General features: G+C 70.7%; 10 protein-coding genes. 2 read left to right on the top strand and 8 right to left on the bottom strand.

Annotation, left to right across the window (positions count from 1 at the left end):
• The first annotated feature begins 52 nt into the window (after positions 1-52).
• Positions 53-1,045 (top strand): catalase family peroxidase, encoded by a 993-nt coding sequence (locus QR78_RS21320; protein WP_048429577.1) that lies wholly within the window; start codon positions 53-55, stop codon positions 1,043-1,045.
• A 147-nt stretch (positions 1,046-1,192) separates the two neighbouring features.
• Here QR78_RS21320 and QR78_RS21315 read toward each other — a convergent pair whose 3' ends face one another.
• Complete coding sequence (locus QR78_RS21315) at positions 1,193-1,513, bottom strand: HigA family addiction module antitoxin (protein ID WP_048429576.1); 321 nt, start codon at positions 1,511-1,513, stop codon at positions 1,193-1,195.
• Between the two features lie 60 nt (positions 1,514-1,573).
• The gene (locus tag QR78_RS33075) at positions 1,574-1,855 is read right to left on the bottom strand and encodes a type II toxin-antitoxin system RelE/ParE family toxin (RefSeq protein WP_082172198.1); all 282 of its coding nucleotides are present in this window, start codon (positions 1,853-1,855) and stop codon (positions 1,574-1,576) included.
• Between the two features lie 167 nt (positions 1,856-2,022).
• On the opposite strand from QR78_RS33075, the gene QR78_RS21305 reads away from it, so the two are divergent.
• A complete protein-coding gene (locus QR78_RS21305; RefSeq protein WP_048429574.1) occupies positions 2,023-3,240 on the top strand; it encodes an MFS transporter in 1,218 nt (405 codons plus the stop codon).
• Positions 3,241-3,277: 37 nt separating this feature from the next.
• Here QR78_RS21305 and QR78_RS21300 read toward each other — a convergent pair whose 3' ends face one another.
• From QR78_RS21300 to QR78_RS21275, 6 genes are all read right to left on the bottom strand, one after another.
• Complete coding sequence (locus QR78_RS21300) at positions 3,278-4,438, bottom strand: AAA family ATPase (RefSeq protein ID WP_048429573.1); 1,161 nt, start codon at positions 4,436-4,438, stop codon at positions 3,278-3,280.
• A 162-nt stretch (positions 4,439-4,600) separates the two neighbouring features.
• Positions 4,601-5,980 carry a GTPase HflX gene (gene hflX / locus QR78_RS21295; protein ID WP_048429572.1) on the bottom strand — a complete coding sequence of 460 codons (1,380 nt, stop codon included), beginning with the start codon at positions 5,978-5,980 and terminating at the stop codon, positions 4,601-4,603.
• A gap of 217 nt (positions 5,981-6,197) precedes the next feature.
• A complete protein-coding gene (hfq, locus tag QR78_RS21290) occupies positions 6,198-6,452 on the bottom strand; it encodes an RNA chaperone Hfq (protein WP_048429571.1) in 255 nt (84 codons plus the stop codon).
• Between the two features lie 294 nt (positions 6,453-6,746).
• Entirely contained in the window at positions 6,747-8,117 is a 1,371-nt protein-coding gene (ntrX, locus tag QR78_RS21285) for a nitrogen assimilation response regulator NtrX (protein WP_048429570.1), read from the bottom strand.
• Between the two features lie 124 nt (positions 8,118-8,241).
• Complete coding sequence (locus QR78_RS21280) at positions 8,242-10,563, bottom strand: sensor histidine kinase NtrY-like (RefSeq protein ID WP_048429569.1); 2,322 nt, start codon at positions 10,561-10,563, stop codon at positions 8,242-8,244.
• 139 nt (positions 10,564-10,702) lie between these two features.
• Positions 10,703-11,140, bottom strand: a complete 438-nt coding sequence (locus QR78_RS21275) for a Ros/MucR family transcriptional regulator (RefSeq protein ID WP_048429568.1) — start codon at positions 11,138-11,140, stop codon at positions 10,703-10,705.
• Positions 11,141-11,974: the final 834 nt, after the last annotated feature.

Below are 11,974 nucleotides of genomic sequence, written 5' to 3'. Positions count from 1 at the left end.
CTCGGGTCATGTCGCGCCGGGCCGAATCGGCCCCGCGAAGGGACGACCGACCATGACCCCCACCCCGATCCGGCGCACGCTCCTCGGCGCCGCCCTGCTGCTCGCCGCCATCCCGGCCGCCTCGGCGCAGGATGCCTCGTCCACGGCCGAGCAGACCATCGCGGCCATGACCAAGATCTTTGGCGACCATCCCGGCAAGCGCTCGAACCACGCCAAGGGCGTGGTGGTGGAGGGCAGCTTCACCCCGTCGAAGGACGCCAAGACGCTCAGCAAGGCGGGCGTCTTCTCCGGCGCCGCCGTGCCGGTGACCGTGCGCTTCTCCGACGCCACCGGCCTGCCGCAGATTCCCGACGGCGCCCCCGAGGCCAACCCGCACGGCCTGTCGATCAAGTTCAAGCCCGCCGACGGCTCCGAGATGGATGTCGTCACCAACTCGCTCAAATTCTTCCCCGTCGCCACCGGCGAGGAGTTCCGCGACCTTCTGGTGGCGATCACCAAGAGCGGCCCCGGTGCCGCGAAGCCGACCCCGGTCGAGCAGTTCATGGCCGCCCACCCGAACGCCCCGAAGGCGCTCGCCACCGCCAAGACCCCGTCGAGCTTCGGCCGCCAGGTCTATAACGGCGTCAACGCCTTCATCCTGGTCGATGCCGCCGGCAAGCGCACCCCCTTCCGCTACCGCATCGTGCCGGTGGCCGGCGAGGAGCTCCTGAGCGCCGACGACGCCAAGGCCAAGGGCCCGAACTACCTCGTCGAGGAGATGCCGGCCCATCTCGCCAAGGCGCCGGTGGCCTTCCGGATCGAGGCGCAGATCGCCCAACCCGGCGACACGACCAAGGACGCGACCGTGGCCTGGCCGGAGGACCGCCGCTTCGTCGATCTCGGCACGCTCACCCTGACCAAGGCGGTGCCCGACAGCCAGACCGCCGAGAAGGCGCTCCTGTTCATGCCCAACAACCTGCCGGACGGCGTCGAGGTCTCGGACGACCCGCTGATCGACGCCCGGGTCCAGGCCTACGCGATCTCGTTCGGGCGCCGCTCGCAGTGAGGTTTTTTGGCGCGCGGCGCGGCTCCAGGGCCGGCGCCGCGCGCCTCCCTCGGCCGCCTTGCGTCGGCCGGCCGACGCGAGGCGGCCGGGATTGGTCTCGCCGCAGATTTTCGCCGCAAAACCGGCCACCACTTTTGCGAAATCTGCTTATGCCGCTTCCCGCGCCAGGGGCCGGATGCGGTCGATCTCCGCCCCGATCGCCCGCTGGGCGCGCCGAAGTTCGTAATCGCCCTGCAGATTGATCCACACCTGGGGGTTCATCCCGAAGTAGCGCCCGAGCCGGAGCGCGGTATCGGCGGTGATCGGCGTCTCCTCCCGCGCGATCCGCTCGATCCGGGTGCGCGGCACCCCGCAGGCCTTGGCCACCGCGTAGGCCGTCAGCCCGAGCGGCACCATGAACTCCTCGCGCAGGACCTCTCCAGGATGGAGGGGGGGAAGCAGGTCTTCGGTTTCCAGTTCGATCGCCACGGGGCTGTCCCCTCCGATTGGGCCGGGTCGACACCCATGCCCGCGATGCAACTCTTCGCGTCAGTGATCGTCCGCGATCTCGACCGCTTCGGGCCCTTGACCGGTCCAGCGGACGCAGATGCGCCACTGATCGTTGATCCGGATCGCATGCTGCCCCGCTCGATCGTGCAGGATCGGATGCAGCTTGTTACCCGGTGGCAGTTTCAAATCGTCGAGTGACGTTGCGCTGTGAAGGTAGCGCAGCTTGCGACGTGCGACCTTCAGGATACTGGTCGGCAATCCCTTCGGCTGCTGATCGTTGAGCACCGCTTCGGTTCTTTCGTCGGAGAAGCTGCGGATCACGATGAGTCACCCCGACCACCTGATAGTATCATGATGCGATACCAACGACTGGGAAAGGCTTGATTTTTCGCGGTCGAAGCGCTGCCCTCCCTCGGCGTTGCCGGCCACGCTGATTCGCATTGCGTGCCTCCCGGCGGCGTCGCGCAAACCTCGCAGTCCACTCCCTCATGCCCCCCTTCCTCACGGCCAACCTGCGCTGGCTCGCGGCCGGGTTCCTGCTCCTGTTCTGCGGCTGCTTCGGCCAGACCTTCGTGGTCGCCCTGTCGGGCGGGGCGATCCGGCGGGAGTTCGGGCTGTCGGACGGGGCCTTCGGGACGCTCTATGCCGGCGTCACCCTGGCGGCGGCCCTGGCGCTGGCGGGGCTCGGCGGGCTCATCGACCGCTGGCCGGCGACCCGGGTGGTGAGCCTTGCCGCCGGCCTCCTGGCGGCCGGGGCCGCGCTCCTCGCCCTGTCGCCGAACCTCCCCGTCCTCGCCGCCGCTCTCTTCCTGCTGCGCCTCGCCGGCCAGGGGCTGATGCTGCAGACCGCCTACACGCTGCTGGGGCGCTGGTTCTCGGCCGAGCGCGGCCGGGCGGTGTCGCTCGCCGCCCTCGGGCTCAATGCCGGCCAGGCCTGCCTGCCCCTCGCCCTCGTGGCGGCCGCGACAAACCTCGGCTGGCGCGGCGCCTGGCTCGGGATCGCCGTGCTCCTGGTCCTCGTCGCCCTGCCCCTCGCCCGCCGTCTCGTGCGGCGCGAGCGGGTGCCCGTGGCGACGGGCGGCGCCGGGCCGAGCGAGGGCGCGACCCGGGCGCAAGCCCTCGCCGACCCGTTCCTCTACGGGTTGCTGCTGGCGATGCTGCCGCCCTCCTTCATCAGCAACACGATCTTCTTCCATCAGGTGCATCTCGCCGAGAGCCGGGGCTGGCCGCCGGAGGTGCTGGCCGCCGCCTTCCCGCCCTACGCGGTCGCGACCGTCCTGTGCCTGCTGCTCGCCGGCCGCCTGGTCGACCGGTTCTCGGGCCTCGCGCTGCTCCCGTTCTACCTGGTGCCGTTCGGCCTCGCCTGCCTGGTCCTCGGCGGGGTCTCCGCGCCGTGGTCCGCCTTCGCCTTCATGCTGCTCTACGGCGTCACCGACGGGATCTCGCTCACCCTGTTCGGCGCGCTCTGGCCGGAGGTCTACGGGACCCGCCATCTCGGGGCGATCCGCGGCGCCATCGTGGCGATCATGGTGCTGGGTACGGCTTTGGGCCCGTTCCTGGCAGGCGGGCTCATCGATGCCGGCGTGCCGTTCTCCGGCATCGTCACCGGGATGGGCCTCTATTGCCTGGTCGTCTCGGCCGCCTTCTGCCTCGTCCGGCGCCGGCTCGCGGCGCATCTGCGCGGGCGCCGGTTCGCGGCGGCGTGACCCGCGCCATGGACCGGGCCTACCGCTTGGGCCGGGACTATCGTTTGGGCCAGGTCCAGGACGGCGGGTCGTGGTCGGGCGCGAGGGTCTCGCCGAGGCGCTTCTCCAGGGTGATCCGCGCGGCGCCCTCCTGCTCCAGGGCCGCCACCAGGGCGGCGGCGTGCGACACCACCAGGATCTGCGTGTCCCGCGCGGCCCGGGCGATCAGCGCGGCCAGCGGCGCCAGGAGGTCGGCGTGCAGGCTGGTCTCGGGCTCGTTGAGCACCATCAGCGCGGGCGGGCGCGGCGACAGGAGTGCGGCGGCGAGCAGGATGTAGCGCAGCGTCCCGTCGGAGAGTTCCGCGCCGCGCAACGGGCGCAGCAGGCCGTGCTGGCGGAATTCGAGGGTGAAGTTGTCCTCGCCGCTCGCCACCGACAGCGCCGCCCCCGGAAAGGCCTCGGCGATGGTCGCGCCGAGGGCGTCCCGGTCGCCGATCTCCAAGATGGTCCGGATCGCCGCCGCGACGTCGGCCCCGTCGCCGGCGAGCACCGGCGTGCGGGTTCCGATCTGCGGCCGGCGGGCCGGCGCGTCGCGGTCGGTGCGGAAATGGTCGTAGAAGCGCCAGGCCCGCATCCGCTCGCGCAACATCAGCACGTCGAGGGCGTCGCGGGGATCGGCGCCGTGGGTCATCAGGCTGTCGAAGGCGGGCAGATCGTGCAAGGCCTCGGTCCAGGTGCCGGTGCCGTCGCGCAGCCGCACCAGGGGCCCGCGGCGCTCGGCGAAGACGTTGGCCCGCCCGACGATCGGCCCGGTCCAGACGCTCTCGGCCTTGATCTCGGGATCGTGGGAGAAGAACGTGCCGGCGAAGGACGGCGGCGGCAGGCCGAGGGCGATGGCGTAGCCGACCTCGTCGTCCGAGAAGCCGAGCTTCAGCTCGACGGGGCGGCGCCGCACCGTGCCCTCGACCCGCTGCGAGCCGTCGAGGACCCGGCGCCCGAAGGTCTCCGGCCCGGCCCAGAGCGCCGAGGCAAAGCCCCCTTCCCGGGCGAGCGACGGGATCGCCCGCCCTTGCGCGACCTCGGCGAGGAGCCGCAGGGCGCGGTAGAGGCTCGACTTGCCGCTGCCGTTCGCCCCCGTCACCACGGTCAGCCGGTCGAGGCCGAGCACGATGTCGCGCAGGGAGCGGTAGCCGGAGATGGCGAGGCGGTGGATCGGCATGGGCGACCTCTGGCTGATCCGTGCCGATCTACGCGCAACGCGGACACGGTCGGATCTGAGAGGTCACAGGTCAAAGTTTGCCGCAATATGACGCGAGAGGGCGCGACACAGGATGCCGCGCCCTTTCTCATCGTCGAATAGAGTCGGGCGCGCGACAGCGCCTTATCCGCCGCCCCGCAACCGCCGCGCCGCCCCGAACCGGTTGAGGAACCGCGGCTCTTTCTCCGGCGCGACCCGGACCACGAGATGCATCGCGCCCTCGGCATCCTCGCGGCGGTCGAGCACCTCGGCATTCTCGTAGAGCCAGTGAAGCTCTGCCCCTTGCGCCGGGTCCAGGATCACCGCGAAGCTCGTGCGGGTCGCGGCGATCCGGGCCTCGATCCGGCTCATCAGGCGGTCGATGCCCTCGCCGGTGAGCGCCGAGAGCAGGACGGGCTTCGGCCCCTCTTTCCCGTTCGGCCGGCTCAGGTTCATCAGGCGCTCGCGCTCCGCCTCGTCGAGGAGGTCGGCCTTGTTCCAGACCTCGATCACCCGGTCGGTGTTCGGCTCGATGCCGAGCTCGGTCAGCACCTGGGCGACGTCCGCTCCTTGCGCCTCCGCGTCCTCGTGGGCGATGTCGCGCACGTGGAGCAGGATGTCGGCCTCGATCACGTCCTCCAGCGTCGCCCGGAAGGCGGCGATCAGCATGGTGGGCAGGTCGGAGATGAAGCCGACGGTGTCGGACAGGATCGCGGTCTCGCCGTGCGGCAGCTTGATGGCGCGGGCCGTCGGGTCGAGGGTGGCGAACAGCATGTCCTCGGCCAGCACCTCGGCCCGGGTCAGGCGGTTGAACAGGGTCGACTTGCCGGCATTGGTGTAGCCGACGAGCGCGACGATCGGGTACGGCACCCGGCGCCGGGAGCGGCGGTGCAGGCCGCGGGTGCGGGTGACGGTCTCGAGATCGCGCTCGATCCGGGTCATCCGCTCCTGGATCATCCGCCGGTCGGCCTCGATCTGGGTCTCGCCCGGGCCGCCGAGGAAGCCGAAGCCGCCGCGCTGGCGCTCGAGGTGGGTCCAGGACCGCACCAGCCGGCTGCGCTGGTAGGCCAGATGCGCGTGCTCGACCTGCAGCGTGCCCTCGCGGGTCGAGGCGCGCCGCCCGAAGATCTCCAGGATCAGGCCGGTCCGGTCGATGACCTTGACGCCCCAGGCCTTCTCCAGGTTGCGCTGCTGCACCGGCGAGAGCGCGCAATCCATCACCACGAGGCGGATGCCGTCGGCCTCGATCCGCCCGGCGATCTCCTCGACGCGGCCCTTGCCCAGGAAGGTCGAGGGCCGGATCTGCTGGACGGTGACGAGGAGCCGGTCGGCGACGTCGAGCTCGATCGCGGCGGCCAGGCCCACCGCCTCGTCGAGGCGGGCGAGCGGGGCCCGGGGCTCGCCGCCATGGTCGCGCCGGGTCTGGTAGGGGCCGATCACCAGCGTGCGGGTCTCGGCCGCGATCGCGGCTTCCGGCTCGGCCTGGCGTTGCAGGCGGATCTCGCCCGGTGTCCGCGGTTCCATCGTGTCTCCGGCTGCTCCCGAAAACAGGCCGGGAGTCCATCGGATAGAGGTTGGATGGAGCGGGGCCGGAATCAAGCGCCGGAGGGCGTGCGGACGACGAAAAACAGGCCGCACGAGGCGGCCTGGATGAAGTCGACGTGCCGAGGGCGGCACGGATGCGCGCGGCGGGCCGGCGAGGCCCGGCCGCGCGGGGTGCAGGCTGCGAGCGTGCGGCGGATCAGGCCTTCTCGGCCCCCTCCTCGCCCTGCTCGAACAGCTGCACCGGATGGCCCGGCATGATGGTCGAGATCGCGTGCTTGTAAACGAGCTGCGAGTGCCCGTCGCGCCGCAGCAGCACGCAGAAGTTGTCGAACCAGGTCACGACACCTTGCAGCTTCACGCCGTTGACCAGGAAGATCGTCAGCGGAATCTTGTTCTTGCGAACGTGGTTGAGGAAGGTGTCCTGCAGATTCTGAGCGCGTTCGCCCGCCATTCTTCTTGTCCTTTGAACCCGCTGCCAGTCCCTGTTGACGGGTCGGTCCGTGTTGTTGTGCTGCGGGAGGCGCGACGCGCCGCCCCGGGAACCGGCCGCCCCATTACACGGTGAAGCTCGTCCGGGCGCAAGTGCAGACTGGCCGCAGGGAAAGCTCCCCGGACCGTCGCACCCGCCGCAACCGTCCTTTGCCCGCGCTCCGTCGCGTCCCGGCCACAGGCCCGCCTAGCAGAAAGCCCCGGGCGGGGCACCGTCGCAAGCGGACCGGCGCGACCGCGGCGCCGTCAGGCCCCGTCAGGCGCCGATGCCGAGCGACTTGAGCTTCCGGTGCAGGGCCGAGCGCTCCATGCCGATGAACTCGGCGGTGCGGGAGATGTTGCCGGAGAACCGGGCGATCTGCGCCACCAGGTATTCGCGCTCGAAGATCTCGCGCGCCTCGCGCAAAGCCAGGCTCATCAGCTTCTCGCCGCCCGCCCCGCTCGGGGTGGTGGGCACGAGCGCGCCGACCTCGCTCGGCAGCATCTCGGTCGTGACCTCGGTCTCGGGATCGCCCTGCGTCAGGATCATCAGCCGCTCGACGTTGTTGCGCAGCTGGCGGACGTTGCCGGGCCAGTCGTGCGACTGCAGCACCGCCATGGCGTCGGCGGCGATGCGCCGTTGCGGCAGGCCGGTGGCGGCCGAGATCTGCTCCATGAAGAACGTGATCAGCTCCGGCACGTCCTCGCGCCGCTCGGCGAGCGAGGGCACCCGGATCGGCACGACGCTGAGACGGTGAAAGAGGTCCTCGCGGAAGCGCCCGCCGGCGATCTCCTCCGCGAGGTCGCGGGACGACGACGAGATGATCCGCACGTCGACATGGACCCGCGTGGTGCCGCCGACGCGCTGGAAGTTCTGGTCGACGAGGACCCGCAGGATGCGGTTCTGGGTCTCGCGGGGCATGTCCGCGACCTCGTCGATGTAGAGGCTGCCGCCATGGGCCTCCTCGAGCGCGCCCACCCGCCGCGGCTTGCCGTCGGCGGCCTCGACGCCGAACAGCTCCGCCTCCATCGTCTCGGGGGTGATCGTGGCGGCGTTGATCACCACGAAGGGGCCGTTCGCCCGCGACGAGGCGGCGTGGATGGTGCGGGCCGAGAGCTCCTTGCCGGAGCCCGGCGCGCCCGCGATCATCACCCGGGCGTTGGTGGGCGCCACGCGCTCGACGGTCTGGCGCAGCTGGTTGGCCGCCACCGAGGCGCCGACGATGCGGCTCGCCTGGCCCGACCGCGCCTTGAGGTCGCGCACCTCGCGCTTGAGCCGCGAGGCCTCCAGCGCCCGCTCGGCCACCAGGATCAGCCGGTCGGCCTTGAACGGCTTCTCGATGAAGTCGTAGGCGCCCGCCTTGATCGCCGAGACCGCGGTCTCGATGTTGCCGTGGCCCGAGATCATCACCACCGGCAGGTCCGGGGCCTGGGCCTTGATCGCGTCGAGCACCTGGAGCCCGTCGAGGCGCGAGCCCTGGAGCCAGATGTCGAGGAAGACGAGGTGCGGGCGGCGCGCCTCGATCGCCGCCAGCGCCTCGTCGGAGGAGCCGGCGGTGCGGGTGCGGTGGCCCTCGTCGTCGAGGATGCCGGCGACGAGCTCGCGGATGTCGGCCTCGTCATCGACGATCAGAATGTCGGCGCTCATGGCTTCAAGGCCTCCCCCGCGACGCGGGCGGCGGGCCTGAGGCCCCGCACCCGGTGCTGTATCGAATTGGGCTGTCGGATTGGGCGTTCGTGAGGTCCGGCGCTTCCGGCGGCGGGCCGGGGCGTCACGCGGCGGGCTCCGGAGAGGTCGCCGGGGAGGTGGGTGTCTCCGGGGTCTTGACCGGCCGGGCCCGGCCGGCCTCCGCCGGCTCGTCGCGGCGCATCTCCCGCAGGACCCGCATCCGCACCTGGCCGCCGCGCCCGCGCGGGTTGTCGTTCAGCTCGATGCCGCCGCCGTGCTCTTCCAAGACCTTGCTCACGATCGCCAATCCGAGGCCCGTGCCCCCCTCGCGGGTGGTCATATAGGGTTCGAGGAGCCGCTGGCGCCCTTCGGCCGGGAATCCCTTGCCGGTATCGGTGATCTCGATGACGGCGGCCTCGCCCTCCTCGTAGAGCCGCACCGCGACCAGGCTCTCGCCCCGGGTCTCTTCCGGCACCGCCTGCACCGCCTCGACGGCGTTCTTGAGGATGTTGGTGATCGCCTGCGACAGGAGCCGCGTGTCGAAGGCGGCGCTGACGCGGTTCACCCCCTCCTCCAGGGTGAAGGCCACGTCGGGATGGGCCACCCGCATCATGAACAGGTTCTGCTTGACGATCTCGGTCAGGTCGTTGCGGGCGATGGCGGGCTTGGGCATCCGCGCGAAGGACGAGAACTCGTCCACCATCCGCTTGATGTCGTCGACCTGGCGCACGATCGTGGCGACGCACTGCTCGAAGATGTCCTTGTCGACGGTGATGACCTTCCCGTACTTGCGCCGGATGCGCTCGGCCGAGAGCTGGATCGGGGTCAGCGGGTTCTTGATCTCGTGGGCGATGCGGCGGGCGACGTCGGCCCAGGCCGAGGTGCGCTGCGCGGTCACGAGGTCGGTGATGTCGTCCAGCGTGACGACGTAGCCCCGGTCGCCGTCCTGCGACTGCTCGCTCGTGGTGCGCACGTCGATGGTGCGCTCGCGGCCGTTGCGGGCGATCTGGATCTGCTGCTGGGTCGGGCGGGCGCGGGCATCCCCCGGCAGGCCGCCGAGCTCGGGCATCGCCACCGCCAGCGGCTCGCCGACGAGGTCGGCGACGGAGCGCCCGAGCATCCGCTCGACCGACGGGTTGGCGATGGTGATGACGCCGCGCCCGTCGACGCCGATGACCCCGGCCGGCACCCCGGCCAGCACCGCCTCGGTGAAGCGGCGGCGGCTGTCGATCTGCTCGCTCTGCTCGATCAGGGTGGTGCGCTGGCGGCTGAGCTCCTGGGTCATCTTGTTGAAGCTCTCGCCCAGGTGCTGGAGGTCGCCCTCCGTCTTCCGGAACGGAACTTGAGCGTAGTAGTTGCCCGACGCGACCTGGTCGGCGGCGTTGATCAGCCGGCGGATCGGCGCGACGAAGCGGTTGGCGAAGTTGAGCCCGAACCACACCGCCGACAGGAGCGCGATCAGCGCGATGAGCGCGAACATCGTCGCGAAGGCGATCTGCACGCTGCGCCGCCCGGCATCGATGGTCAGGAACTCGGTCGCGGCGGCCCGCGACACGCCCGGGAACTCGACCGCGAGCCGCGTCACCTCGCGCTCGACCAGCAGGAAGGCGTCGTCGTAGGCCGGCAGCTTCATCAGCGTGCCGAAGACCCGCCCCTCCCGGGGCAGCAGGCAGGTGGCGTCGGGGGATTTCGCCGCCTCCTCGAAGTCGCTGGCCGAGGGCAGCGGCGGGTCCTTGAGGATGTCGATGTTGGCCCGCGCCACGGTCTCGGTCGGCGAGCGCATGATCCGGGCGATCGGCAGGCCGAGCGAGGCGGCGCGCGCGGTGAGGAAGCTCTCGAACCAGGCCCGCTCGACGTCGAAGGCGGGGCGCGCCCGAGTCAGGTCGTCGGAGAGGATGCGCGCCTCGCGGGCGAGGCTCTGGCACTGGTTGGTCAGGTAGGCGTCGGCGACGTCGACCGACATCAGCACGACGTTGCGCATCCGGTCCGAGAACCAGGGCGACAGGCCGCGCTCGAGGGTGATCGACGCCACCACGGCGAGGAGCACCGTCGGCAGGGTCGCGATCAGGCTGAACAGGCCGACGATGCGGGTGTGGAGCCGGGCGGCCGCCGCGTTGGTGCGCCGCGCCCGCAGGAAGACTCGCGCCTCCCAGGCGATGACCACGACGAGCAGCAGCACCAGGGCGACGTTGCTGAGGAGTAGCGCCACCACCACGGTGTGGGTCGGCGCGATCGCGGTGGCGCCGACCAGGATCAGGAAGGTGACGAGCGCCAGCGCCAGGGCGACGATGACCGCCAGCGCTCCGAACCAGCCCGGACCCCGCGGCGCGGCGTCCGGAACCGACCCGGGCGGGAGCGGCCTGTCGGGATGACCGGCCGGGCCGGAAGCGGGCGCCGGAGCCCGGGGGCGTCGTGTGAACAGCATCCGTGGTGCAAGGCCACTACAGTGTGGCGAAATTAATACGGATGCCGCCGCGGCGGCAATCGGTGCCGCCGGCGGCGATGGGTCGGCGCGGGGTCGGGCCTGGCCGGATCCGGAGTGCCGGGTCGGGGCCCGCGGCGCGTCAGGCCGCCTGGTTCGAGCGCGGGCGGCGGACCACCGGCTTCTGGCCGAGCCCGATGCTCTTGGCGAGCTCGGAGCGCTGGGCGGCGTAGTTGGCGGCGACCATCGGGTAGTCCGGCGGCAGGCCCCACTTCTGGCGGTACTGCTCGGGGGTGAGCCCGCGGCCGGCGAGATGGCGCTTCAGCGTCCGGTACCGGCGCCCGTCCTCCAGGCTGATCAGGTAGTCGGGCGAGACGGTCTTCTTGATCGGCACCGGCGGGGTCAGCCGCTCGGGCTCCGCCGGGGCGGCCGTGCCGAGACGGGCGACCGCCTCGTGGACGCTGCGGATCAGGCTCGACAGCTCGCCCACCGGCACGCTGTTGTTCGACACGTAAGCCGACACAATATCGGACACCAGGCCGATCATCTGGGGCGTTTCGACGTGGTCATCTGAACTCATTGTGGTCCTCGAGAAATGCGGCCCCCGGTCCGAGGTGATGGATGTTACGCCGGTCTGCGTCAACTGCAAGCTGTCCCGGTCAACATAAGAGACCGTTCTGCTTTGGAGGTATTTTCCCGGAGCAGCGGACACCAGGGTGGTCGCCGTCGCGGCGGGCTGCCGTCCGACCCCGCCGGGGCACCGGCCCGCCGATCGATCGATGATGAAAAAACGATTTTTATCAATAGCTTGTCCATAAAGACGACGCATCGTCAGCGGTCCGAGGCGAGCGCCATCCAGGGGGCTCGGCATACCGGCGCCGCTCCGCCGGTACCAGTTAACAATCGGTAAAAACTACAAAACAATAGTTCGCGGGCCGGGCAAACGCTGCGCAGAGGCCCAATCCACGCGCCGCTGGGCCGACCGTCGCGACCGCGGCTGATCGCTCGAAACCGTGTCATTCCGCGGAGATTTCGCGCGTGGGCGACGGCGATCACGGTCCGGTGCCGCATTCGATAGATCTAACGGCGCTTCGGTCGCCGATGGCTGGCCGGATCGACTGAAGAATATACCTGCTTCGGACGATGTTCTATTGTCCAGAGAGCGCCATGCCGCATCGGAAACGCAGGGCATACGACGCGTGGCAAGGTTTCGTGCCGGTCGTGCCCAAGAATACGCCTATACTGTGGGCGGCCGATACCGGGTGCGACAGGCTCTCATCGGGCCGTCGGCAGGCCGGCCTTGCCGAATTGTCCCGGATCTTGGTCTTTGGTACCCCCCTCGTCCTGCGGGGAGCCAGGATATGCGTCGCAATGTCGCGCATGAGCGAGGGGGTTTTCCCCTCGCTTCTCCCGT

Origin of the sequence: Methylobacterium indicum (assembly GCF_001043895.1) — a bacterium.
GTDB lineage: Bacteria > Pseudomonadota > Alphaproteobacteria > Rhizobiales > Beijerinckiaceae > Methylobacterium > Methylobacterium indicum.
The sequence above is the reverse complement of the archived record's forward strand: the minus strand, read 5'-3'. Positions and strand labels throughout refer to the sequence as shown.